Source organism: Shewanella sp. MF08487, assembly GCF_050848685.1.
Classification (GTDB): domain Bacteria; phylum Pseudomonadota; class Gammaproteobacteria; order Enterobacterales; family Shewanellaceae; genus Shewanella; species Shewanella glacialipiscicola.
Genome location: NZ_JBOZPB010000011.1, coordinates 73,217 through 98,921 on the forward strand (window position 1 = coordinate 73,217; position 25,705 = coordinate 98,921).

Annotated in this window: 22 protein-coding genes and 5 tRNA genes; 19 read left to right on the forward strand and 8 right to left on the reverse strand. The window is 44.7% G+C overall.

All coding sequences use genetic code 11. The annotated features are described in order from the left end of the window. Positions 1–30: 30 nt before the first annotated feature. Positions 31–978, reverse strand: a complete 948-nt coding sequence (locus ACRN9H_RS09845; protein WP_432313505.1) for a tRNA-dihydrouridine synthase — start codon at positions 976–978, stop codon at positions 31–33. Between the two features lie 268 nt (positions 979–1,246). On the opposite strand from ACRN9H_RS09845, the gene ACRN9H_RS09850 reads away from it, so the two are divergent. The 9 genes from ACRN9H_RS09850 (at position 1,247) to recR (ending at position 9,238) form a co-directional block, all read left to right on the forward strand. Further along, positions 1,247–1,612, forward strand: coding sequence for an HvfA family oxazolone/thioamide-modified RiPP metallophore (locus tag ACRN9H_RS09850; RefSeq protein WP_432313506.1), 366 nt, complete (start codon positions 1,247–1,249; stop codon positions 1,610–1,612). Positions 1,613–1,723: 111 nt separating this feature from the next. Continuing rightward, positions 1,724–2,593, forward strand: a complete 870-nt coding sequence (locus ACRN9H_RS09855) for an HvfB family MNIO-type RiPP peptide maturase (protein WP_432313507.1) — start codon at positions 1,724–1,726, stop codon at positions 2,591–2,593. Then, a complete protein-coding gene (locus ACRN9H_RS09860) occupies positions 2,593–3,354 on the forward strand; it encodes an HvfC family RiPP maturation protein (RefSeq protein ID WP_432313508.1) in 762 nt (253 codons plus the stop codon). The genes ACRN9H_RS09855 and ACRN9H_RS09860 overlap by 1 nt, the downstream gene beginning before the upstream one ends. A gap of 139 nt (positions 3,355–3,493) precedes the next feature. Beyond that, positions 3,494–3,616: a hypothetical protein gene (locus ACRN9H_RS09865; protein ID WP_432313509.1), complete on the forward strand. Its 123-nt coding sequence runs from the start codon at positions 3,494–3,496 to the stop codon at positions 3,614–3,616. 78 nt (positions 3,617–3,694) lie between these two features. After that, complete coding sequence (locus tag ACRN9H_RS09870) at positions 3,695–4,063, forward strand: YbaN family protein (protein WP_432313510.1); 369 nt, start codon at positions 3,695–3,697, stop codon at positions 4,061–4,063. A 268-nt stretch (positions 4,064–4,331) separates the two neighbouring features. Next, complete coding sequence (apt, locus tag ACRN9H_RS09875; RefSeq protein ID WP_432313511.1) at positions 4,332–4,883, forward strand: adenine phosphoribosyltransferase; 552 nt, start codon at positions 4,332–4,334, stop codon at positions 4,881–4,883. Between the two features lie 37 nt (positions 4,884–4,920). Then, entirely contained in the window at positions 4,921–8,073 is a 3,153-nt protein-coding gene (gene dnaX / locus ACRN9H_RS09880; protein WP_432313512.1) for a DNA polymerase III subunit gamma/tau, read from the forward strand. Positions 8,074–8,296: 223 nt separating this feature from the next. Then, positions 8,297–8,626 (forward strand): YbaB/EbfC family nucleoid-associated protein, encoded by a 330-nt coding sequence (locus ACRN9H_RS09885; RefSeq protein ID WP_432313513.1) that lies wholly within the window; start codon positions 8,297–8,299, stop codon positions 8,624–8,626. A gap of 12 nt (positions 8,627–8,638) precedes the next feature. Then, on the forward strand, positions 8,639–9,238 hold the full coding sequence (gene recR / locus ACRN9H_RS09890; protein WP_432313514.1) for a recombination mediator RecR: 600 nt from the start codon (positions 8,639–8,641) through the stop codon (positions 9,236–9,238). Positions 9,239–9,868: 630 nt separating this feature from the next. Here the strand turns inward: recR and ACRN9H_RS09895 are convergent. From ACRN9H_RS09895 to ACRN9H_RS09910, 4 genes are all read right to left on the reverse strand, one after another. Further along, positions 9,869–9,945: transfer RNA gene (locus tag ACRN9H_RS09895), tRNA-Met, on the reverse strand. Positions 9,946–9,992: 47 nt separating this feature from the next. Beyond that, a tRNA-Met gene (locus ACRN9H_RS09900) sits at positions 9,993–10,069 on the reverse strand. Between the two features lie 146 nt (positions 10,070–10,215). Then, positions 10,216–10,292 (reverse strand) — tRNA-Met (locus ACRN9H_RS09905). Between the two features lie 40 nt (positions 10,293–10,332). Then, positions 10,333–10,409, reverse strand: a tRNA-Met gene (locus tag ACRN9H_RS09910). A gap of 257 nt (positions 10,410–10,666) precedes the next feature. Here ACRN9H_RS09910 and rlmKL point away from each other — a divergent pair. From rlmKL to rmf, 5 genes are all read left to right on the forward strand, one after another. Further along, positions 10,667–12,796, forward strand: a complete 2,130-nt coding sequence (gene rlmKL / locus ACRN9H_RS09915; RefSeq protein WP_432313515.1) for a bifunctional 23S rRNA (guanine(2069)-N(7))-methyltransferase RlmK/23S rRNA (guanine(2445)-N(2))-methyltransferase RlmL — start codon at positions 10,667–10,669, stop codon at positions 12,794–12,796. Beyond that, positions 12,789–13,043, forward strand: coding sequence for a glutaredoxin family protein (locus ACRN9H_RS09920; RefSeq protein ID WP_432313516.1), 255 nt, complete (start codon positions 12,789–12,791; stop codon positions 13,041–13,043). Before rlmKL ends, ACRN9H_RS09920 begins: the two co-directional genes overlap by 8 nt. Before the next feature lies 1 nt (position 13,044). Beyond that, positions 13,045–14,970: an ABC transporter ATP-binding protein gene (locus tag ACRN9H_RS09925; RefSeq protein WP_432313517.1), complete on the forward strand. Its 1,926-nt coding sequence runs from the start codon at positions 13,045–13,047 to the stop codon at positions 14,968–14,970. A gap of 28 nt (positions 14,971–14,998) precedes the next feature. Further along, positions 14,999–16,831, forward strand: a complete 1,833-nt coding sequence (locus ACRN9H_RS09930; protein WP_432313518.1) for a DUF3466 family protein — start codon at positions 14,999–15,001, stop codon at positions 16,829–16,831. 187 nt (positions 16,832–17,018) lie between these two features. After that, positions 17,019–17,195, forward strand: coding sequence for a ribosome modulation factor (gene rmf, locus ACRN9H_RS09935; protein ID WP_006082074.1), 177 nt, complete (start codon positions 17,019–17,021; stop codon positions 17,193–17,195). A gap of 113 nt (positions 17,196–17,308) precedes the next feature. On the opposite strand, the gene fabA is transcribed toward rmf, so the two are convergent. Together fabA and ACRN9H_RS09945 are read right to left on the reverse strand one after the other, a co-directional pair. Next, a complete protein-coding gene (gene fabA / locus ACRN9H_RS09940) occupies positions 17,309–17,824 on the reverse strand; it encodes a bifunctional 3-hydroxydecanoyl-ACP dehydratase/trans-2-decenoyl-ACP isomerase (protein WP_220772914.1) in 516 nt (171 codons plus the stop codon). 74 nt (positions 17,825–17,898) lie between these two features. Beyond that, a complete protein-coding gene (locus ACRN9H_RS09945) occupies positions 17,899–19,632 on the reverse strand; it encodes an AAA family ATPase (RefSeq protein WP_432313519.1) in 1,734 nt (577 codons plus the stop codon). A 221-nt stretch (positions 19,633–19,853) separates the two neighbouring features. On the opposite strand from ACRN9H_RS09945, the gene ACRN9H_RS09950 reads away from it, so the two are divergent. The 3 genes from ACRN9H_RS09950 to ACRN9H_RS09960 all read left to right on the forward strand — a co-directional run bounded on the left by ACRN9H_RS09950 (position 19,854) and on the right by ACRN9H_RS09960 (position 22,304). Then, positions 19,854–19,944 (forward strand) — tRNA-Ser (locus ACRN9H_RS09950). Positions 19,945–20,031: 87 nt separating this feature from the next. After that, positions 20,032–20,766, forward strand: a complete 735-nt coding sequence (locus ACRN9H_RS09955; RefSeq protein ID WP_432313520.1) for a hypothetical protein — start codon at positions 20,032–20,034, stop codon at positions 20,764–20,766. 101 nt (positions 20,767–20,867) lie between these two features. After that, complete coding sequence (locus ACRN9H_RS09960) at positions 20,868–22,304, forward strand: amidohydrolase family protein (protein ID WP_432313539.1); 1,437 nt, start codon at positions 20,868–20,870, stop codon at positions 22,302–22,304. Between the two features lie 364 nt (positions 22,305–22,668). Here the strand turns inward: ACRN9H_RS09960 and ACRN9H_RS09965 are convergent, their stop codons facing one another. Then, a complete protein-coding gene (locus ACRN9H_RS09965) occupies positions 22,669–23,058 on the reverse strand; it encodes a MerR family transcriptional regulator (RefSeq protein ID WP_432313521.1) in 390 nt (129 codons plus the stop codon). Between the two features lie 263 nt (positions 23,059–23,321). On the opposite strand from ACRN9H_RS09965, the gene ACRN9H_RS09970 reads away from it, so the two are divergent. After that, entirely contained in the window at positions 23,322–24,602 is a 1,281-nt protein-coding gene (locus ACRN9H_RS09970) for a TolC family protein (RefSeq protein ID WP_432313522.1), read from the forward strand. A 46-nt stretch (positions 24,603–24,648) separates the two neighbouring features. Then, entirely contained in the window at positions 24,649–25,701 is a 1,053-nt protein-coding gene (locus ACRN9H_RS09975) for an efflux RND transporter periplasmic adaptor subunit (protein WP_432313523.1), read from the forward strand. Positions 25,702–25,705 lie beyond the last annotated feature (4 nt).

Here is a 25,705-nt window from a genome sequence, read left to right on the forward strand (position 1 = left end):
CTATTGAGGTTTGATGCTAAACCTTGATGGTTAGTCGTTTAAATTGCGCTGTGCTGTCTCTAATACTGCAACGATTTCTTCTGTCGTTTTAAAGACTCGCAGCTCTCTAAATAAGATATCGGCCGCGGGATATTGACGATTGAGATAGGTAAACCACTGTTTGATTCGAGCAGGATAATAGTCGCTTTTACGACCATTTAATTCCCTTTGGGTGTAGCTGAGCATTAACGCTAAGGTTTGCTCCCACGTATAAGGAGTTGCGCCTGTTTTGATGGTATCGGCTAAATTGGGTAATGAAATCGCCCCACGGCCGATCATGATGCTGTCGCAGCCTGTGACTTCGATGCAACGCTTTGCATCGTCGCGGTTCCAAATTTCACCGTTAGCAATCACTGGAATAGGCAAACGCTTGCGTACTTCTGTAATGTATTCCCAGTAGGCTGGCGGCTTGTAACCGTCGACTTTGCTGCGCGCATGGATGGCAAGTTCCGTTGCTCCTGCTTCATACACGGCTATGGCATTTTCCATGAACAGTGATTTATCTTCATAACCTAAGCGAATTTTTGCGGTCACTGAGTGTTCTTTTGGGACAGCTTGACGCATAGCTTTAACAATATCGTGCACACTTTCTGGATATTGCAGTAATACGGCGCCACCTTTACTGCGGTTAACGATTTTTGCTGGACAGCCAAAGTTGGCATCGACACCGTGTGAGCCCAGTTCAATTGCGCGTAGAGCATTTTCGCCCATGCATTGGGGTTCTTGGCCGAGTAACTGCACTCGCACTGGCGTACCTGAAGGGGTATTACCGTTATTGAGTAACTCAGGACACAGCTTTAAAAAAACTTTATCTGGTAACAGTTGGTCTACCACACGCACAAATTCAGTGACGAGTAAATCGTAGGGATTGATAGTCGATAAGATGTCACGCATCAAAGCGTCTACTACGCCTTCCATAGGAGCCAAAATCACGCGCACTGCAGTAAACCCATATCTGTTGCAAAGGGCGAGCATTCTACCTTATCAGCCCTAAGTTACAAAGTGGCCTAGTTAATGGGGATAAATAGGTGGACTAAACAATAATCTTCACGCCAAAATAATCGCCCCAACAGGATATTTTGGCCATTTCTGTGATTTAGTGATATTTTTTGCAACAGGATTGAAACAAGGCAGGTCTTTTGTTGTGAGCCAGCGATTTACTCTGTTGTTGGTTAACATTACTCAATAAACAAGAAGGGGTTATTTTATGAATTCAGTTAAAAAAACAGCAGTGGCAGTCGCGTTAGGTTCAGTTGTGATGAGTTCAGCATTTGCTGTCAATGCACAAACGAACCCATTTGGTTTTGAAGCGATGGACACCGGTTACCAAATCGTCGGCTCAGAAGGTAAGTGTGGTGAAGCGAAATGTGGCGCCGATATGAAGAAAGCCGCAGCTGAAAAAGCGAAAGAAGGCAAATGTGGCGAAGCAAAATGCGGTGCCGATATGAAGAAAGCCGCTACTGAAAAAGCGAAAGAAGGCAAATGTGGTGAAGCCAAATGCGGCGCCGACATGAAAAAAACTGCCGAGAAAGTTGATGCTAAAGTCGAAGCCGTTAAAAAAGAAGTGAAATAACGCCAGCGGGTATTATCTCTTGCATGATCGGGCTTATGGAGTGTGTTCAGGCCAGCCTATGCTGGCCTCTTTTTTATCTCAGCTGAAAATCATCAGCGTTGGTGAAGTGCTATGAATAATCAGAAAAATGCGGCGCAGGTCGGGCTGGGGTTAAGGCGAGAAATGCTCAGTGAGTTTTGTTTACAGGTGCCTGATGCTATTAATTTTTTTGAGGTGGCACCTGAGAATTGGATGACATTAGGTGGTAAATTTGGCCGCCAATTTCGTGAATTGACCGAGCAACATACTTTCTACTGCCACGGTTTGAGTTTATCCATTGGTAGCCCTGACCCCTTAGATCTCGCGTTTGTAAAAAATATCAAAACCTTTATGGATTTACACCAAATCCAAGTCTATTCCGAACATTTAAGTTATTGCTCAGGGCAAGGCCATTTATACGATCTTATGCCCATTCCTTTTACCGACGCTGCGGTAAAACATGTGGCGGCGCGTATCAAGCAAGTGGAAGACATCCTTGAGCGGCCACTCATTTTAGAGAATGTGTCTTTTTACGCCGCACCTGGCGCACAAATGAGTGAGCTTGAATTTGTCAATGCTGTGCTGCAAGAAGCCGATTGCAAACTGCTATTAGATGTTAATAACATCTATGTAAATTCGGTTAATCATCAATATGATGCCGAGCCTTTTTTAAAGGCTATGCCAACGGAGCGCATCGCGTATTTGCATATCGCTGGGCACTATAAACAAGCAGAAGATTTACTTATCGATACCCACGGCGCAGCTATTAACGATCCGGTATGGGCATTACTGCAACGCTGCTATGCCTTGCATGGAGTAAAGCCGACTTTGCTTGAGCGTGATTTTAATTTACCGACAACCGCAGAACTCATGGTAGAGATAGAGCAAATACGCGCTTATCAAACTGTGGCGCTCAGCCCTAATGCCCAGAATAGTCGTCATGCAGTAAAGAGGATTGCCTAATGGATTTTAAGCAAGTGCAGCAATCCTTTATCGATTATATCCGCGATCCTTCTTTGCCATTGCCCATCGATACCGATGTGCGCCACATGCAGGTTTACCGTGAGTTATTTTTTAATAATGTCATGGGTTTTGTATCCAACGGTTTCCCTGTGCTGAAAAGTTTGTATTCTGATGAAGCTTGGCAGGCATTGGTGCAGAGATTTTTTAGTCAGCATGACTGCCAATCGCCGATTTTTATTGATATAGCGGGGGAGTTTTTAAATTTCTTACAACAGCAATATCAGCTCACGGATAATGATCCGCTTTTTATGCCGGAATTAGCCCACTATGAATGGCTTGAATTAGTGGTTGCGGTGGCACAAAGCCGTGATGATGAGTATTCACTGAGCCCTGAACAACTTTCGTTGCAGACGTTATACCTGTCGCAGACGGCGAGGGTTGCGCAGTATCATTTTGAAGTACAACATATTCGTCAGGATTATCGCCCACAGCAACGCCTCGACATCCCTGTATTTTTTTGTCTCTATCAAGACGTTGATGCCGAAGTCTGTTTTTTGCAGTTAAGCCCTTTAAGTGCACAGGTAATGGCATTGTTAACGTCACAAAGCAATGTGACATTTATACAGATAGTCAATTGGTTAACTAACATTTACCCTCAAATGGAACCTCTGGTGATTGAGCAAGGTTGCCTACAATTACTCGAGCAATTAGCAAGCAAAGGCATTGTGCTAGGCCGCCGGTCGTTAAATGAGCTCGGTTAGCGAAATAAATGCAATAACCTTACTTTTACAGGGTTTTTATTGATTTGACAAACCGCTACAATATGGACAGTTTTGTGATCTAAGTCACTTTGTTATTCCTGCGATATTTATACTTTATCCCCATACTCGAGGAGCTGTAATGAGTAGCGAGCCATTTAAAGACCCATTTAACTTTATGTACTTTGCTGGTTTTATTTTAGTATTGTTGCTACCCACGCTACCTGCGAGTTTGATGTGGTTAAAGCATTTTGGTTTAGTTTAATCCAACATTAATGCTAAATTTGTATAGTATTAGCCACTCTTTGAGTGGCTTTATTTTTAATGGTGTATTTTTAATATTATGGCTATAAAACGCGGGTTATTTTTACTGTTGGGATTAATCGCATTAGCCCTTGGTTTACTCGGTATAGTGCTGCCTTTGCTGCCGACCGTGCCGTTTATCTTGCTTGCAGCCTTCTGCTTTGCCCGCTCGAGTGAACGTTTACACTATTGGTTGATGACACATCCTTGGTTTGCCGATGCCTTAACCCAGTGGCAAGAGCAGCGAGCAATGCGTAAGGGATTGAAACGCAAAGCCATGATAGTTAGCGCACTCAGTTTTAGTGTCAGCATTGTTGTGGTGCCTATCCTTTGGGTAAAAGGTTTGCTGCTCGTGATGGCACTCGTCTTACTCTGGTATCTCAAAGAGATCCCTGAAATAGAGGGATGATTGAACGATACGATGGATTCAATTTGTTGCCAATAATTTTTGCCGCGTCATGGTTGAGGAGATTTAACACTGTGCCGACAGGGTTTGATCTAAGGCACAAATTGATAACCTTTACATCACTTGTGCGTTGTGATTGTTGCAACTAAAACTAAAGCGGCATAAACTTTGTCTGACTTTCGACAAAACGTCCACCTAGTGTGGACGTTTTGTTTTATACCGCCGATCCATGGGTTGGTGAATTGATTAAGTAACTTATTAAGTAAATATGATGGCTATGAATACAGAAACCTTATCCTTGATAAAACAAAGCATTAAAACAATTCCTAATTATCCTAAGGAAGGGATTTTATTTCGCGATGTCACCAGTTTGCTTGAAAACCCAGCAGCCTATAAAGCGACTATCGACTTGCTAGTGGAACATTATCGTGGCCAAGGTTTTACCAAAATTGTGGGTACCGAAGCCCGTGGTTTCTTCTTTGGTGCGCCGCTAGCATTAGAATTGGGTGTGGGTTTTGTGCCAGTGCGTAAGCCCGGTAAACTACCGCGTGCAACCATTAGCCAAAGTTATGAGTTGGAATATGGTCACGATAGTCTAGAAATTCATACCGATGCGATTAATGCTAATGACAAAGTGCTGGTGGTTGACGATTTACTCGCCACTGGCGGTACTATCGAAGCGACAGTGAAACTCATTCGCCAACTGGGCGGTGAAGTGAAACATGCCGCTTTTGTTATCTCGTTACCCGATTTAGGCGGTGAAGCACGTTTAACCGCATTAGGGCTTGAGTTGGTTAAACTTTGCGAGTTTGAAGGCGAATAAATCTGCAGCTACAGGCGCCTTGGGATAGTTTGATGGCATGTCAAATCGTGACATGTTATCTTTCAACGTTCTTGGGGCGCATGCTCCCGCTTTTGTATCACATACTCTGGGGAGTCCCATGTCATATCAGGTGTTAGCCAGAAAATGGCGCCCTGCCACATTTGATCAAATGGTTGGCCAAAGCCATGTTTTGCAAGCTTTGACCAATGCGTTAAGCCAGCAGCGCTTACATCATGCTTACCTGTTTACGGGAACGCGCGGTGTTGGTAAAACCAGCTTGGCGCGACTCTTTGCCAAAGGCTTAAATTGCGAGCAAGGCGTAACAGCGACCCCCTGTGGTGTTTGCGGCAGCTGCGTGGAAATCGCCCAAGGCCGTTTTGTCGATTTGATTGAAGTCGATGCCGCATCTCGGACTAAGGTAGATGATACCCGTGAGCTACTCGACAATGTGCAGTATCGTCCGACTCGTGGCCGTTTTAAGGTTTATCTTATCGACGAAGTGCACATGCTGTCGCGTAGTAGCTTTAATGCACTGCTCAAAACCTTAGAAGAACCTCCTGAACACGTTAAATTTCTTCTGGCGACCACCGATCCACAGAAACTGCCCGTAACTGTGTTATCTCGTTGTTTGCAGTTCAATTTAAAAAGCCTGACCCAAGCTGAAATTGGCACTCAGCTGAATCATATCTTGACCCAAGAGCAGTTTCCCTTTGATGCTGAAGCCCTAAAACTGCTGGCTAAAGCCGCCAATGGCAGTATGCGTGATGCCTTGAGTTTGACAGATCAAGCCATCGCCTTTGGTGGCGGTCATGTGATGCTTGGCCAAGTGCAAACCATGCTAGGCAGTATTGATGAGCAGCATGTGGTTGCTTTACTTAAAGCTTTAACCGATGCCGATATTGGTGTGTTAATGCATACCTGTGCCCAAGTGCTCGCGTACGGCGCAGATGCCCAAGAAGTGCTACGCAGTTTACTTGAGTTGTTACATCAAATTACCTTGACCCAATTTGCCCCCGCTTGCGCGCAGCAATCCTTGTATAGCGCACAAATTCGCGCCTTTGCCGAGCAGCTTAAGCCGGAACAAGTGCAGCTTTATTATCAGATTTTATTAACGGGCCGCAAAGACTTACCCCATGCACCGGATCCTAAATCGGGGCTTGAGATGGCGCTATTACGTGCTGTTGCTTTTGTACCAGAAAAACCGGTAAAACGTTGGCAGCCTGATGTTGTTGCCGAGGTCATGTTACCCGAAAGACAGACATCAATTACGCCGCAAGCGGTAGCGCAAGAGCAACCAACGGCTGAAAAAAAAACAGCGTTAATTGAGCAAACCGCAGCGAGTCATCAAGCTGAAACGTCTCTTAAAATCCCTTCAGCTGAAAGTCCCCTCGCTGTAACACCTAAGGGCGCTGATGCGGTAAGAAGTGTTCAGGAAATGGTAATCGATGATGCCAATGACGAGTGGGAGTCAGCAGAGTTTGACGCGGATGCGGCATTAATTACCGAGCAGGCGGTTATTTTAAGTCAGGCCCAGAGTCAGGGATTTAATGCTGACAGCGCCAATATGAAGGCAGAGCCTCACGCATTATCGTCAGCGCTAGGCGCTTTTGCACCAATCCATGATTCTTGTGTTCCAACCATAATGCCTGCCACTGCTACTGAGGATAATGGCATTGAGCATTCATCTTCACTAATAGTGGATTATGCTCAAGAATCTGCGCCGCTCGATTCCTATCAAGATGCTTACGTTGGATTCTCGTCAGGCTTTTATAATGACGATGACTTTAATCACAGCTTTGAGCCTCAAGCTGAGCCTGATGAGGTTCAACACGCAGATAGTACTCAAAACACAGCTTATATTCAAAGCGCAGTGGGCGTGCAAGGTTCAGTTGACCATCAGTTAGCTGCAGTGGCCCAAGAGTCTACTTCGGCACCAATACCAACCTGCGTACCTTTAGCGGATGATGATATTCTCTCGGCAGTATTAGCGGCGCGGGATTCACTGTTATCAGATCTTGATGCTCTAAGTGCTAAGGACGGTGATGAAAAAAAGTCGTCACAGGACTCAAAATTAAAGGTGCCAAGCAATAAACCTGCGGGTGTAACGTTACCTAAACCTAGCTCTAAAATTGGGGCCAGTCATGCAAGTGCGGCATTATCTACCGCTCCTACATCTGAATCTGACGTAAACTCCCATTTAGCTTCCGATCTAGATTTTGGTGATGATTTTGACTTAGATCTTGAGCCTATCGCTGTTCACCAAGCGGCGCCTTCGATTACAAGTTCAGCTGGATTAGTCGCTGCAGAACTTATCAAAGCTACCTCCACCTATGATCGTCCACCTTGGGAAGCTGCGCCAGCAACTGATAACCTCACAACGACTCAAGTTGATAGTACTTGTGTAGACAGTGCTGACACGAATACTGCTGCTATGAACAGTGTCGATATTAATAGCGCTGCTATGAATAGTGTTCAGACTGATTATGCTCAAACGTCTTTAGATACGACTCATTTAATCAATCATGCATCAAATAATGTGCGAGATGGCAGTGCAGGGCTGCACATCGGACAGCCGTTGGAAACGACTCCAACGTCAGCAATGCTTCAGACTCAAACAAAAAAGCATCAAGATGAATCGCAAGTCCCAGCCTCTGCGGTAACACTGACGAGTACGGCTGTACTTACTCATACCTCGCATGCAGTGGAAGGTGCGCTCAATACGACTTTGCCGATAAGCGGCCATCCACTCGATTTACATTGGTATAAGCTAATGGCGAGTCTAGATATCGGCGGTCGAGTGCGGCAACTTGCTGTCAATTCAGTTTGCCAAACACAGAGCGAACCTTTGCTATTATTGCTCAAACCGAATCAGAAGCATCTTGCTGCCGATGGTGCCATCGTGCAGCTTGAGCAGGCATTAAGTGCTGTGCTCGGGAACCCAAGACGGGTACAAGTGGTCATAGGAATCGATGCGCAGCGGGAAACGCCCTTAGAGTTACGTAAGCGTTTCCATCAAGAGTTGCTGCAACAGGCACATCAATCACTGATCCATGATGAGAATGTGCAATGGTTGATCCAACGTATGGGCGCCGAACTCAATGCCGACAGTTTAGTGTATCCGCCCGAGTTGTTGAATTTACGCAGTCAGCAAATACAAGCGTTACCTGAGTTAACTGAGGCGGCGAGTTAACCAGTATTGATGAGCCCTTGGGTAAAATGTTCGTCGTTAATTTGTAACCTTGTGGTTTAAATTTGAGCGCAAAGTGCATATTTATAGTGATGCTGCTGAGAAACTCGGCATCGAGATCATAAGTTTATTAACAAGATAACGGCATTGATTGCCAATCCCATTTATTTAAGTAAGATTAGCCGCGTTAATGCTTGCGACTAACCCTAATAGAAGAGAAAAGACTATGTTTGGAAAAGGCGGTATGGGCAATCTGATGAAACAGGCCCAGATGATGCAAGAAAAAATGGCCAAAGTGCAGGAAGAAATCGCCCGTATGGAAATGGTGGGTGAATCTGGTGCAGGTTTGGTGAAAGTCACCATGACTGGCGCGCACACAGTGCGTAAAGTTGAAATCGACTCAAGCCTGATGGAAGACGACAAAGAAATGCTGGAAGATTTGATTGCTGCGGCTTGTAATGACGCTGCTCGTCGAATCGAAGAAAACCAAAAAACTAAAATGGCCGAAGTCACTGGTGGCATGCAATTACCACCAGGCATGAAAATGCCATTTTAATTGAGATAGCCGATGAAATTTAGTCCACTGTTAGATGAGTTAATTCAGTCCCTGCGTTGTTTACCTGGGGTTGGGCCTAAATCGGCGCAACGTATGGCGTTTCAGTTACTCGAGCGCGACCGAAAAGCAGGGCTTAAATTAGCCAGTGCGCTGTCCAGTGCGATGAGTGACGTCGGTCATTGTCAGTCTTGCCGAACCTACACTGAAGAAACCCTCTGTCCTATCTGTGCTAGCCATAAACGCGGAATGTCCGCCACCATTTGTGTGGTGGAAACGCCGGCAGATGTGTTAGCCATTGAGGCTGGTGGACATTTCACTGGTCGCTACTTTGTTCTTTTAGGTCATTTATCGCCACTCGATGGTGTGGGACCAGAAGAGCTAGGTTTAGCGTTACTTGAGCGCCACTTGGCTTCGGGTGATGTTGCCGAGTTGATTTTGGCGACGAATCCGACGGTAGAAGGCGAGGCAACAGCGCATTTTATTGCTGATATGGCTAGACGCCACAAAGTTATAATTAGTCGCATTGCCCATGGCGTACCAGTGGGGGGCGAGCTTGAATATGTGGATAGCACTACGTTAGCACTGTCATTTAATGGACGACTGCCGCTCTAAGCATTAAATAATATAGTCACTTGATATCGTTAAAGTAAAATGATTAAAGCGGCTAATTCAAAGTAGTGATAATGCTGATCGTCTAAGCCCGCCAAGATCTGATCTTGAGCGGGTTTTTATTTACCTGATGTTTCAACATAAACGTAGCGATATTGGTCGGAAGGTTTGGCTCTCAATTTAATTTGATGCAGCTGCCTAAAATTAGTTTCATGGTCAATTTGATATCCAAAAAATACCTCTACTTCAATAGGTAAATATTAATATGACACGGCTGCTATGTTTCTAGATATTGGCTGGTGGAAGGTGAGTGCAATGGGGCTTGTATTTGAGCGTTATGTATATTGCTAATCGCGGCGAGTCAAATAATAAAGCGTTGAGCTAGCATATTGCATTGCTTTAGTCTGCATTCCCTACTGATCTCAGGTACAAAAAAACCAGCTTATACTGGTTGATTGACTCTTCTATGAAGAGATTGGTTGCGGGAGCCGGATTTGAACCGACGACCTTCGCCTGTTGTTTATGAAGAGTTGAGCCCGATGAGTTAGCATATTGCTTTAGCCAGCTTCTCTACGGATCTCAGGTACAAAAAAACCAGCTTATGCTGGTTGATTGACTCTTCTATCAAGAGATTGGTTGCGGGAGCCGGATTTGAACCGACGACCTTCGGGTTATGAGCCCGACGAGCTACCATACTGCTCCATCCCGCGTCCGATTGTTGCTGTTGATTACTGTTTTAATTCTGTTATCTAAGAATTGGTTGCGGGAGCCGGATTTGAACCGACGACCTTCGGGTTATGAGCCCGACGAGCTACCATACTGCTCCATCCCGCGTCCGATTGTTCCTGTTGATTACTGTTTTAATTCTGTCATCTAAGAATTGGGTTACGGAAGCTGGATTTAAACCTGCTACCTTCGCCTGTTGTTTATAAAGGGTTGAGCCCGATAAGCTGTTTCTCATTATAAACACATATAGAAAGTGGTTGCGGGAGCCGGATTTGAACCGACGACCTTCGGGTTATGAGCCCGACGAGCTACCATACTGCTCCATCCCGCGTCCGATATCTATCTGTATTACTTCACTATTTGCTTTTAAATGGTTGCGGGAGCAGGATTTGAACCTACGACCTTCGGGTTATGAGCCCGACGAGCTACCATGCTGCTCCATCCCGCGTCCGTCTTCAAAGCGGGGCAGACTATAACGGCAGAGCGCTGGCAATGCAAGGACGAAGATTGAAAAAAGGTGGTGAACGCTTAAATATAAAGCGAGGTGGGGGGCTTTTATACGATTTCAACATAAGTTGGCGATTTTTCGCTGATGATCTTAGACCAAGACAGTGACTAAATGGGGCATTGGTTAATAACTGTTTATCTTTTATGTATCCGAGCAGGTATAATGTCGCTTTGATTTTGACTGCGTACTGATATCCCATGCTTAATTTTTTTGCTGCCGCCCCTAAGGGCTTTGAATATAGCTTAGCCCAAGAGCTGATAGAATTTGGTGCGACTGAAGTAAAAGAGAGTGTTGCAGGTGTGTATTTCACCGCCCCTTTAGCTTTAGCGTATCGTATTACTTTATGGACACGCTTAGCCAGCCGTATTGTGTTGGTTATCTATAAAGGTAGCTGCGAGTCGGCAGAGCAACTCTATAACGCAGCCTATTGTGTTGACTGGCCTGCACATTTTTCGAATAAATGCACTTTTAGTATCGATTTTCACGGTACGGGTGGCTTTATCAATAATACCCAGTTTGGCGCTTTAAAGATTAAGGATGCGGTGGTTGACCGTTTTCGTGACGATGATATCGAACGTCCAAACGTGTCGCGCGTCGACGCTGACTTTAAGATTGATGCACATTTCCGTAATGGCGTAATCACCATCGCGATAAACTTTTCCGGCCCATCGTTACATCAACGTGGTTATCGTTCAACTACGGGTGAAGCACCATTGAAGGAAAATTTAGCTGCCAATATGCTAGTACGAAGTGGCTGGCAAGCAGCGCCTTCGACGTTACTCGATCCTTTTTGTGGTAGCGGAACTGTGCTAATTGAAGCGGCGTTAATGGCAGCGGATATTGCCCCAGGTTTGCAACGTAGTCGTTTTGGTTTTGAACACTGGCGTCGCCATGATAAAACTATGTGGCAAGAGGTTGTTGAAGAAGCCAAAGCACGTGCTTCAGTAGGCCTTGAACGTTGTGACATTAAATTTTATGGCTCAGATATCGATGCGCATTTAATTGGCGTTGCCAAACGTAACGCTGAGAATGCTGGCGTGCTGGAGTTAATCGAGTTTCAAGTTGCTGATGCGTTGACGATAAAGCCGCCTGCGGAAAGCGGCTATTTGATCACTAACCCACCTTATGGTGAGCGTTTAGGTAATGTGTCTGAGTTATTGCAGCTTTACTATCAGCTCGGTGACAAGTTTAAAAAAGAGTTTGGCGGCTGGAAAGTGGCCATGCTATGTAGCGATATTGAACTGATTTCATCACTCAAGCTTAAAGCTGATAAACAGATGAAGATGTTCAACGGCGCCTTAGAATGCGTGTTTAACATCTATACCTTGCATGCCAACAGCACTCGTCGCGACACGCCAGTGCTACCCGATGGCGTTGACATTGCCGATATCGCTCCTGCGTTTGCTAACCGCATTAAAAAGAATGCCAAGCTATTAGAAAAATGGGCCCAAAAAGAAGGTATCGATAGCTATCGTATTTATGATGCTGATATTCCTGAATATAACGTCGCAGTAGATAAATACTTAGATTACGTGATTATTCAAGAATATATGGCGCCAGCGACCATACCTGAAGCCGTAACCAAGCGTCGTTTAAGCGATGTATTGTTAGCACTGCCGTCGGCCATTGGTATCAATCCGAACAAGATGATTATGAAGACCCGTGAGCGTCAAAAGGGCACGAGTCAGTATCAAAAGCTGGATGAGCGTAAGTTAGAGCTTATCACCACTGAATATGGTGCTAAGTTCAAATTGAACTTAACCGGTTATTTGGATACAGGATTATTTCTCGATCACCGCTTAACCCGTCGTTTAGTGGGGCAAAAATCTAAGGGTCGCCGCGTACTGAATTTGTTTTCTTATACCGGTTCTGCTTCTGTGCATGCCGCGCTTGGCGGTGCCAAATCAGTAACGACCGTCGATATGTCTAATACCTATATCGCGTGGGCAAAGGACAACTTTGCACTCAATGGTTTGCAAGGCAAACAATATGAGTTTGTGCAGTCTGATTGCATGCAGTGGATTAGAGATTGCCGTGAACAGTACGATCTAATTTTTATCGATCCGCCGACGTTTTCTAACTCTAAACGGATGGAAGACTCCTTTGATGTACAGCGCGACCATGTGAACTTGCTGGCATCTTTAGTCAAACTGCTTAGTCCAACAGGTGAGTTAGTGTTCTCGAACAATAAACGCAAGTTTAAAATGGACATAGAGACACTGACAAAGATGAATATCAAGGTGACTAACATTGATGACATCACGTTACCGATGGATTACAAACGCAACCCGCATATTCATAACACGTGGTTGCTAACCCATGCCTGAGCTGACTCAAACAGAGTTAGATAACAGGCCTTATCTGCTATATCACACAGACGGTTGCCATCTGTGTGAGCTGGCTGCGGCGTTACTAGACGCGGCCGAGATTAACTATCATGCCATCGATATATGTGATGATGCATACCTCGCGCAGCGTTATGGCGTATCGATTCCTGTGCTGAGAGCCAGGGACGATAACGAGTTATATTGGCCATTTAATGCAACGCAATTACAAGAGTTTACAGGAGCTTAGTTTGAGTCTGGTTCGTATCAATAGTGGCTCTTTAGCCTATGGTTACACTCCGTTATTACAAAAAGCGGATTTTACTATTCAACGCGGCGAGCGCGTGTGTATTGTTGGCCGTAATGGTGCTGGCAAGTCGAGTTTATTAAAGGTGTTGTCTGGTGATGTGTTGCTGGATGAAGGTGAATTTAACATCGCTGGTAATGTTACAGTTAGCCGCCTACAGCAGGATCCCCCAAAAGCCGAGCAAGGTTCTGTGTATGCTTATATTGCTGCGGGCTTAAAAGAAGTCGGGCATGCGCTTGAGCGATATCATCAACTGTCTCACGATGTTGCCCATGCTTCGCCTGAGCAAATGGATCGTATGCTCAATGAGATGCAAGGCCTGCAAGAGACGTTAGATCACTACAACGGTTGGCAATTAGATTCACGTATTCAACAAAATTGTGAGTTATTAAGTCTAGATCCCGACAAATTATTAAGTGAGTTATCGGGTGGTTGGCAACGTAAAGTGGCCTTAGCAAGAGCATTGGTCAGCGAGCCTGATTTGCTGTTACTCGATGAGCCGACTAACCATTTAGACATAGATACCATTGAGTGGCTTGAAAAGTTTTTACTTGATTATCAAGGTGCTATTGTGTTTATCAGCCATGATAGGGGCTTTATTGCTCGTATGGCGACGCGTATTGTCGATTTAGACCGTGGCGTCGTGACATCATGGCCGGGCAACTATCAAGCTTATCTTGATGGTAAGCAAGAATGGCTACGTGTCGAAGCTGAAAAAAATGCCTTATTTGACAAACGCCTAGCCGATGAAGAAGTATGGATCCGTCAAGGTGTTAAAGCTCGCCGTACCCGTAACGAAGGTCGAGTGCGCGCGCTTAAAGCCCTACGTGACGAACGCAGTGAGCGTTTGAATCGCCAAGGTAACGCTAAAATGGCGGTGTCGGATACTGAGCGTTCAGGTAAGTTAGTGTTTGATGTTAAAGATCTAAATTTCAATTTACCGGACAAAAACCTAGTTAAGAATTTCAATACCACAGTGATCCGTGGTGACCGTATCGCGCTGATTGGCCCGAACGGCTGTGGTAAATCGACGCTGATTAAACTGTTAATTGAGAAGTTACAACCACAATCGGGCGAGATTAAAGTCGGAACTAAGTTAGATATTGCTTATTTCGACCAATATCGTGAGGCGTTAGATCCTGAACAAACGGTTGAGGAAAACGTCGGTGAAGGTAAAAAGACCATCACGATTAACGGTCAAGACCGTCATATTTTAAGTTACTTACAGGACTTCTTGTTCTCACCAATGCGCGCGCGAACGCCAGTTAAAGCGTTATCGGGTGGCGAGAAGAACCGTCTGTTACTGGCTAAGCTACTCATTCGTCCTGCAAACTTAATCATACTCGACGAACCAACCAACGATCTTGATATTGAGACCCTAGAATTGTTAGAGTCGCTGCTGACTGAGTATCAAGGCACGCTTTTATTGGTGAGCCATGATAGGGCATTTATCGACAATACAGTCACCAGTAGTTGGTGGTATGCGGGTAATGGCCATTGGAGCGAGTATGTGGGTGGTTACCAAGATGCGGTGAACCAAGGAGCAAAATTTTATTCTGAGGAACCTAGTGCACAAAAGGCGGTCGAAGCACCTGCGGTTGAAACAAAACCAGTAGAAGTAAAACTTGCTGAGCCAGTTCAAACAGTAAAAAAATTGTCATATAAGTTACAGCGTGAGTTAGAGTCATTACCCAGTATGATGGAGCAGCTAGAAGCGGATATCCTCGCGCTACAAATCACCATTGGTCACGCAAACTTCTATAGCCAGACGCAAGATAAAGTGAATCAAGTGCTAAGCCAATTAGCAGATAAAGAAAAGCAGTTGGAAGTTTGCTTCGAGCGATGGGAAGAGCTTGAGTCACTGAAGTAAACCAATAATAAAAATGGGAATAGAATTAATGAAGTCAACGTTGGATAAAGCCCTTTCCTTGGTAGCCTTAGGTGTCCTTGGTGTATTGAATAGTGCTCATGCTGCACCTGTGTATGAAATTGTTAACTTAGATAACTATGATCTACTCGGTACTCTTGAGGGGACGCGTAATGGCTATGCTTTAGGCATCAATGCCAATGATGAGTTAGTCGGTATTTCTAAGGGTAAGAAAAAGCTCAGCACTTCTGATGTAGAAGATGGCATCATTGATATTGAAGATGGCATCGCTCCAGAAGAAACCATCACCTATTCAATTACCGAGGCAATAGTTGCGAATAACTTTGCCTTTACCGCCGCGCAAAATGGTGCCACAGGTGCTTGGTTACCAACGTTTGATAGTATTAATGGCACTACACAGCCAAGTGATACCACCGTAATTAACTCGGTTGATACCTTTTATTATGGTATCAATGATGTGGGTATCAAAGTTGGTAATATGACGGCGCCTGAAAAGAAAGTCGACAATACTGCAACGACTAATGTCGCTGATGATTACTGGTATTACCGTGACTATGAGTTTCGCGGTATTGCGAAACAGGGTGACACCGAAATTCCATTAGTACCTCCTTATACGCAATTTGTTAAGGATGACAAAACGGTTGAGCTTGGCGGTTGGTCAGCAGCATCTGCGGTAAATAACAATAATTTAGTCGCGGGTTATGCTAGTACTGCTATCAGCAAGTACGGCAGCGATCGTGTGACTTATTGTTTAGGTACAGATAATACCTTACCGTTGGACGTTTGTGTGCAACGTGAACAATATCCTAATGCTTCTGGGACACGTAATATTCAATATCAGACCCGTGCTTATATATGGCAAATTGATAACAATATTGCGACAGGAACTGAATTACCTTTAGGATTAACGCCTGCAAAAGATAGTACATTTACCTTTACTGCTCAGGCCGTAGGGTTGAATAATACTGGAGTTACTGTGGGGCGTTCACACGTTTATCGTTATGGTAAAACTGATAATTTACGCCAAGATGCGGCTTACTGGGCTAAAGACGCTAATGGTGAGTATCAGTATCACTGGATCCCAGTTCGCGATAATAAAGTATTGAGTTCTATAGCCTACGCTATTAATGATGACGGTCTGGTGGTGGGAAGTTACCGTAGCTATTTGCAAGGTTATGCACGGGATAAGTTCTTCTATTTTGATTCAACTCAAGCAGATGCAACCATAGTAACGCCAAATGACTTTGCAGCAAAAACGAGTGATCTTTCAAGCAAGCCAAAAGATATTAATAATAAAGGCCAAGTGGTTGGTTATATTGAAACCACGTACGACAAAGAAAAACCGCGGCCTAAAGCGGGTTTTTTGTATGATAAACCAACAGATGAATTCAGTAACATTAATACATTACTGACCTGTGAGTCTAAGGGCTATGAGAAAAATAGCAGTGGAAACTGGGCTCGCCATCAAATAGATATACAAGATGGCTCGGGTAAGCAACTGCAATACAACGCAGATATCGTGGTTGTTGAAGGTGCTAGCATCAACGAAGAAGGAACGATTGTCGGTACCGCTTTTATTCGCAAACCTGCTTACCAATTTGATAAAGATGGGAAAGTGATAATTGGTGATAATGGCTTGCCGCTATTTGAGCTAAATGGAAATGGCGATCCGGTAACGGCATATCTCCCACGCATGGTTGTGCTTAAACCTACGACAAATGGCGTGGCTTGTACTGTTGAAGATAGTTCGATTGATACGGGTAATTATGAACGTAAAGGCGCTGCATCCTTCGCTTGGTTATTTGCCTTGCCCTTATTGTGGTTCCGTCGTCGAATTCGTTAACTTTTAAGATTCAATTCAGGCTAAAAAAATCGAGGCTAAATGCTTCGATTTTTTTTAGCTAAGATCTCAGTAGCTTAATAAATAGTCAGTAAAATGGCCGATTTTTTGATTGATCTTGGCGTCAAAAAGCACTATTCCTATGGGTGAAGCTTTTGCTTCTATTTTATGTAGAACAGAGGACGCTTGCATGAAAAGACAAAAACGAGATCGTTTAGACAGAGCTTTTTCAAAAGGATTCCAAGCTGGTGTGGGTGGGCGCTCTAAGGAGCTCTGTCCTTATGCAAATCTTGATTCGCGATCGCAGTGGTTAGGTGGTTGGCGTGAAGGTGTGGATGGCCGAGTTAATGGGCTATTTAATAAATAAGTGAGCCTAAGCTCATTAATTAAATAGTCCAGAACACGCAAAGTAATGCAGCATATTGCCCTCAGTCGAGGGCAATTTTATCTATCACAAAGCTGATATTGCAGACTAGGGGATTAAAACGTAGAAGTGTCGCTAAATACACCAACTTTAAGATCTGTAGCGCTATAAATCTGACGTCCATCGACTTCGAGAACCGCATCAGCAATACCCATCACCAGCTTACGATGAATAGTGCGCTTGATATTGAGCTTATAAGTCACTTTCTTTGCACCAGGCAATACTTGGCCCGTAAACTTAACTTCACCTACGCCAAGCGCACGGCCTTTACCTTCTGCTCCTTCCCAGCCCAAATAGAAGCCAACTAACTGCCACATGGCATCTAGGCCTAAACAACCGGGCATCACAGGGTCGGTAATGAAATGGCAGTCAAAAAACCATAAGTCTGGATTAATATCGAGTTCAGCGACAATTTCACCTTTGCCAAATTCACCGCCATTATCATTGATGGTGACGATTCTATCTATCATCAGCATGTTGTCGACAGGAAGACGGGGTGAGTTCGGACTAAATAATTTCCCATGACCACAGGCTATGAGTTCTTCTTTATTGAAACTGTTTGCTTTATTCATTGTTTTACTACTCCAGCAATAAGAGGGGCCAAGATTAGCGAACACGTGTAAGCTAAACAACTCCGATCAGCTAATTAACGGCGAAAAAATCCTAATTTTGCGAGTAATCTCGTAATTAGGCCGATTTCCTCTTCACCATTCCCAGCAAGTTTGTCTAATCTCTCCTGCACTAGGCCATATAATGAGTCGTGTGGAAAATCATTATCTTCATCAGCGACACCCGCGGGCATTTGCATTAATAGTTCAACCGCCTGATCCATATGCTCAATGGCATAGATGTGAAATAGGCCTTTGCTTACAGCTGTAATCACTTTGGGATTAAGATTAAGCTGTAATATGTTCGATTTGGGCATAATCACACCTTGCTCGCCCGTTAGACCTCGTCTTTCGCATAGGTTAAAGAAACCTTCAATTTTCTCGTTGATGCCGCCAATCGCTTGTACATTACCAAATTGATCTAATGCACCGGTAATCGCCAGTGACTGAATAATCGGTTGTTCGGCAATAGCTGACATCAAACAGCAGTATTCAGCGAGTGATGCGCTATCACCATCAATTTCTTGATAGGACTGCTCAAAAACGATATTTGCATTTAGGTGTAATGGTGCGTCTCGTCCAAAAATACGATACAAGCAGGCCGAGAGGATCATCATTCCTTTGGCATGTATATTGCCACCAAGTTCAGATTTTCTTTCAATATCAGCTACTTCGCCATCACCATAATGGACTGAGGCTGTGATACGTGCCGGCTCGCCATAACTGTAATCGATGGCATCGATCACGGTTAGACCATTAATCTGACCGACCATAGCCCCAGACGTTGGCAGATTGATGAAGTTATCATCAAAGCTCTGGCCTGAATATTCTTCAGAACTATTATGGCGATAGTTGGCTTGGATTAACGCGTGTTCAATGCTGTTGGCATCGATACTTATTTTGCCGCTATATGCCTTAGCCTGTGCCATAAGTTGAGCAAACTCGAGCATAGACAAGCTGAGGCGACGCTGGTGCTCGGTTAATCGTGTGCTGTAACTGAATAGTGGCGCTAAACTCGACTGTTCTAAGGTAACATCAACACTTTGGGCTACAGTTTGAAGCCACGCTACGTATTGTGATTCCTTATAACGGATCAAATCGATTTCACTGGCAAGCTCAGCTAAAAGCGTAAAGTGACGTTGAAATTGCCAATCTTCCGTTCTCACTTGACTATAAATCATCCCTGCGCCCACTAAGACAATTTTACAATTTAGTGCGATAGGGCTTAAATTATTACTAATCTGGTATTGTTTATGGGTGAGGATTTGCATCACTAAATCCCATAAAATTTCACGTTTCCACAGCGATTCGGCACAAATAAAAACATAATGACATTGTGCTAGAGCACCTGCTTGATATTGACTCGTCGTCCCTGTTTGTAGCATGCGACCTATGAGATCAACGCGACGAATATTACCGCTTAGATAACGATAGTTAGTCGTTTTTTCGGTAATCATTTGTTGATTATCTAGCGGTTTCTCTAATTGCCATTGAAATTTTACCGCGTTATCAATCTGGCTGGATGCCACTAGATACTTTGCAGGTAAGGGATCTAGGCTATTAACGCAGGCTTGGATCATCAGCTGGCGGTCAATGCCGGGATAATCAGCCAAATAAAGCTGCTGGTCAATAATGGCATGGTGGAGTTTAAACGCATCCACAGCACGTTCTTGGCCTAAGAGTAATGCGCTTAGATTGGCAGCCGTTTCAGAAATAGGTGGCAGGCTAAATTCAGGTGCGAGTGAAGACGTGGGTATCAAGAGTGAATTCATATAAGCATTTACCATGAAAAGTTAATCTGATTTTACCATACCCAAACGACAAGTCTCTCACTGTATAGATATTTTTGTGCCTGTTTTACCGATTTTTCAGCAAAGTTAGCGAGGAATTTGCCGTAAAAAACATCGAGCTGGCCATAAGATGAGCATTTGATTCAATAATTTTAAATTGAGGTTTACAATACTCTACGATGCTTATATTATTCTCGGCGTTCGGAGGGGTGGCAGAGTGGTTTAATGCACCGGTCTTGAAAACCGGCGTGGGTTTATAGCCCACCTAGGGTTCAAATCCCTACTCCTCCGCCATATTAAATACGAAAGAAGCCGTTGATTATCAACGGCTTTTTTTGTTTGTGGCGTTTGAGAGACTCTCCATAAGGATTGACTCAGACAATGTATCTTTATCGCGCCCCCAACAACGTTTACTTCACTCGTATCTGTTTAACCAAATCCTTACGCGATATCGGCTATCCTTTCGATGTTAAAGTCTCATTATTAACTCGTGACCGCTCTGAAGCGGTGATTCGTAACATTGATGTCGCTGGAAACCTCAAAAAACTGATTAAATCGATTGATGAGCACACACGCATTAATGATTTTATTCGCTACGTTGATGAGGTGATTAATCAGCTACGCACACAGTTCGCACAAATAGACCGTCCTCACTCGTTAATTCCTCAACGGCAGAGCAAATTAACGCCTGCGCGCGAGGTGATTCCGCCCAAACCTCAAATCTGCTTTAACGAGGCTCTCACGCAGTTTGTCGCGTCAAAACATAAGGCGGGCATTCGTTTATTGTCGGTAAAGCAACTGACCCAACGCATTGAACACTTCATCACATTTACTTCCGCTACTCAGGTCACCCACATCACCAGTGCCGATGCGATGCAGTATCGTGATACGTTATTAACGCAAGGTCGCAGCTATAAAAGTAATAAAGAGTACTTAGCCGCCACATTTCAATTCTTTAAGTGGTGCAAATTAATGAACTATTGCACTCAAAATCCATTTAGAAGTGTGACGATAGGACAAAAGCTGAAAGTCAAAATTGAGGGACTTGTCGAACGTAAAAAGGTACTGCATAATAAAAAGTCATTGGCAATAGTGAGTTACCAGCTCCTGTCATAAAATAACCCGTCGCCGTGATGTATTCCGTTGATAAGTTAGCTTGGGTCTCCCTCCGTGAAAGGTAGATTTTTCCAGAATGGCAGAAAAAGGAGATCGAAGTGATGAATCTCGGTTATACGCGGATTTCTACCCTAGAGCAGGATAACAGAATGAATAATGCAGAAAAAAGCCGCCGTGAATTTCTGAGCGGAAGTGGCAAAGTTGCCGCTGCTGCCGCACTTTTTGGTGCCACGGGTTCGATGGCGTATTCAGCCCCTTCGACATCTAAAACACGTGAAACGGATAATCGCATGATCGCCATTAAAGATAAGCATTACTACCTCGACAATGTACTGCTGGAAGCGGGTTTCGTACGCGATGGTCAAGCGGTAGTAGGAACAGAAACCGAGCTAAAAACGCTTGAAATTAAAGGCGGTGTGATTGCTGCTTTGCTGGATAACAAACAGCATCCTGATGCAACACTTGCACATTTCGACGCAGGCGGAAAACTGCTGCTGCCAGCGATGCGCGACATGCATATTCATCTTGATAAAACGTTCTATGGTGGCCCGTGGCGGGTGAATTACCGTCCTGAAGGCACCACCATTATGGATATGATTGCGCTGGATCGGAAGCTGCTGCCGGAACTTCAGCCCTACACGCAGGAACGTGCTGAAAAGCTGATTGATTTAATCCAGTCTAAAGGCTCCACAATCGCTCGCAGCCACTGCAACATCGATCCAGTATCCGGGCTGAAGAATTTAGAAAATCTGATGGCGGTGCTGGAGCGTCGTAAATCTGGTTTCGAATGTGAAATTGTGGCGTTTCCGCAACACGGCTTGCTGTTGTCAAAATCTGAGGCATTAATGCGTGAAGCGATGCAGGCTGGGGCGCATTATGTCGGCGGGCTTGACCCGACAAACGTTGACGGCGCGATGGAAAAATCGCTCGATACAATGTTCCAGATAGCACTCGACTACGGTAAAGGCGTGGATATCCATCTGCATGAAACCAGCCCAGCAGGAATTGCTGCGGTGAATTATATGGTAGAAACGGTGGAGAAAACGCCAGAGCTAAAAGGAAAACTGACCATCAGCCACGCGTTTGCTCTGGCAATGATGAATGAGCAGCAGGTGGATAACATTGCCACGCGTATGGCGGCACAGAAAATCACCATCGCTTCTACTGTGCCGATTGGCAAAATGCATATGCCGCTCAAGCAATTGCAGGAGAAGGGCGTATTCGTGATGACCGGCACAGACAGCGTGATTGACCACTGGTCGCCGTATGGCCTAGGCGACATGCTGGAAAAAGCCAATCTCTATGCGCAGCTCTACGTTCGTGCCAATGAGCTAACGCTCTCTCGCTCGCTGGGGATCGCGACTGGCAATACGTTACCGCTCAACGATAAAGGCGAGCGTGTGTGGCCGAAAGTGCAGGATGAAGCGAGTTTTGTGCTGGTTGATGCCTCATGCTCTGCCGAAGCCGTCGCGCGTATTTCCCCTCGTACCGCCACATTCCATAAGGGCGAAATGGTTTGGGGAGCTGTGGGGGTTTAGGCTTTGAGATTGTGGTCAGATTGCCGGTTAATCTGGCCACAATTTTTTTAACCACCAAATGATGTGAGTAAACTTTAACTGAAACATGCATTTGGCAATATCTAGTCTCGCTCGAGTTCGCTCAACTATTGAAATTTTTTTGCATAGTGCTTTCTGACGAAGACGGTGCAATCAATCCCAGAAACAATTTTATATCTCACAGCCTTCATCAAACATCCTGTCTATCCACAGCAAGAAATCCGCTACCATAATTTACTTTGCTTAGTGATTTATCTTCGTGGAGCAATAAAGGTTTTAATAAACCATTAGTGAGGCGATAACATTTCTTGCTAGGTGGCAAGATGTACTATGCCACTCTAAGCATTTATTTTTCAGTTAACTTTTGTAAAATCTGACATTGAGAAACGGTATCAAATTGACAAGAGTGGGCTAGTTTATTGAGGGTTTTTTCTAGTTGCTGTAGTTCTTTAATCCTATCGCGTACCTTTTCAAGCTGCTTGAGGATGATGTCATCTACCTCCAAACAAGATGATTGTTGATCTGTCTGTACATTGACAAGGATCATCAGCTCTTTTATTGGAATTTGTAATTCACGACAACGCCGAATAAAAATCAACCTTTCAATATCGGTATCGCCATACTCCCGGTAGCCATTTGCATTGCGGTTCGTCGGTGGCAGTAAACCCACTTCTTCGTAGTAACGAATCGTCTTGCTATTAATGTTAGAACGCTTAGCGGCATCGTTGATTTTCATTTAGGGTTGACCTTCTTGTCACTGGAAGGATTAAGCTAGCACAAATAACGCAAAACGGCTCAAATATCTATCTTTTTTAGCGATTAATCATGGTGTTAATGGGTCTGGTCATCATCATTATGTCTGTTAATCGATACAAAATCTGATCACTCTATCTTCCGTAGCAATTGATATTGCTCTTGGGCGGTAAGTTAGCGGTAAAGCTGCGTTGAGCAAACCCGCTGCAGTAAGTTAAGCGAATATCTACTTAAGGTTATAAATACATGCTAAACAGTCATCATCCATCGCGGCAGCATAGGCGCTATTTATGTAGCGTATTATTTTTGCTGACGTTTTTATCAATTGGCGGCGCGTATGCAAAAGCCCCTGAGCGTTTAACGTTAGAAAGTGCTGCCCAGTTAACGTTAAGTCGTCATCCACAGTTGCAAGTGTTCCAATGGCGCAGCCAAGCATTAGCGGGGCAACGTTTAACTGCCAGCCAGTCACCGTCATACGAAATGGGTCTAGAAGCGGAAAACGTATCGGGAACAGGCGAATATTCAGGTATTGATGCCGCTGAGCTGACGCTAGCCTTATCATCATTTATTGAGCTGGGTGATAAACGATTAGCGCGCACTACGGTTGTTGATACCAGTTTTGCTTATGTTGAAGCGCAGAAAAAAGCCGCCGCTTTAGATTTATTAAGTGAAGTGACGCAAACTTTTATCACTACGCTTTCTTTACAAGAAAAACAATTGCTTGCTGAAAATGTCATCGCGTTAGCGCAAGCGACTTATCAGCAGGTTAACCAGCGGGTCCGCCAAGGCGCAGCGTCTCAAGCGGATGCACTGCGGGCAAAGGCGGCACTGGCTAATGCTCGTTTAAATGCGGCGGAACTCGCATCGCGTTATAACAGCAGTAAAGTGATTTTGGCGAGTTATTGGGGCGAATATCAGCCAACCTTTGCGTCATTAAGTGGCGATCTATTTGCCTTTAACGCGGTTGAGCCCTTTGAAACACTGTATCAACGCATTGAAACTACCCCAGCGATTGAAGTGTATGCTAATGAGCAGCGCGTTCGTGAAGCACAGTGGCAGCTGGCTCGTAGCCAGTCCAGCAGTGATATTCGTTGGCAGATAGGCGTTAAGCACTTTGAGGTTTCTGGCGATAACGCGCTGACATTAGGCTTTTCGATGCCGTTATTTGTTGAGCAGCGTAATAGTGGCAATGTACAAGCGGCAAATTCGGCAATGAATGAGGTTAGTGCGCAAAAAGATGCGGCCTTATTAGCCTTAAGAGTGCGGTTATTTAAAGCTTATTCAAGTCGTGAGCAGCAATTTGAGGCGGTAGCACACCTACGGGATGAGATTATCCCCATCTTATCTGAATCGCTTATCCACACCGAGAAAGCCTATGAAAAAGGCGCTTATCGTTATGCCGATTGGGTGTCTGCCCAGCAAGAGCTTCTTGATGCCCGTTTAGCCTTAATTGAAGCCGCAACCTCAGTGCTATTAAACCAAGCCTTGATTGAACAACTGACAGCCCAAGCATTGGAGCAGCGTTAATCCAATGCTTTGTCATTAATGGAATACAAATGGAAATCTCATCAATATGAAACAGTTACTTTTTCCCCTATGCCTTTTCTTTGCTTTTTCAAGTCAAGCTTGGTCATCTGACGATCACGGTCATGAGCATTCGGAACAAACAAAACCAGAACAGACAAAACATGCGGAGCACAATGAGCAAGATGCTCACACTGAACACGATAAACATGGTGAGCACGCCGAACACGGCGATGATGACAAACATGCTGGCCATGATGATCACGACGAAGATGGCGGTCACGATGAGCATGAAACCAATCATGTGACTATTGCGGCTGCAATAGCCCAAAAAGTGGGTATAAAAACAACGCCAGCGGCAGCAGGCACCATAGCTCAAACCGTTAAAGCCTATGGCAGGCTGACACTGGCGGCGGATAATATCGCTAATATTACTGCGCGCTTCCCCGGTGTAGTGACCAACATCTACGTCAATATTGGCGATAAGGTTGAAAAGGGTCAGCGTTTAGCGCAGGTCGAGTCCAATGACAGCCTGCAAACTTATACTCTATCAGCACCTATTAGCGGTGTGGTGCAAGGTCGATATGTCAATGTGGGTGAAACCACCAGCAATACGCCGTTATTGCTGATCACCAATACTGCCACCTTATGGGCTGACATTAAGCTTTTCCCCTCTGCCCGCGCTCAAGTAAAAGTCGGCCAAGCGGTCACATTGCAAGGAAGTGGTAGCTCATACCAAGGCTCGATTACGCATTTACTGCCCTCATCTAATGGTGAGGCTGTGGTGGTTGCTCGGGTGCAGGTCAATAATACCGCAAGCACGTTTGCCCCCAACGATATGCTGGCCGCCAACATTGAAATTGCGCACCTTGATGTGCCTTTAGTGGTGGTGAATCAAGCGCTGCACAATATGGAAAATCAAGACGTTGTTTTTGTTAAAGAAGGCGATCGTTACGAGCTAAGACCCGTTACCTTAGGTTATCGCGATGATAGCCACACTCAAGTACTGTCAGGTCTTGCAGCGGGTGAACAATATGTTTTTGAAAACAGCTATTTGATTAAAGCCGATATTGAAAAATCTGGCGCAGCGCACGAGCACTAAGGAG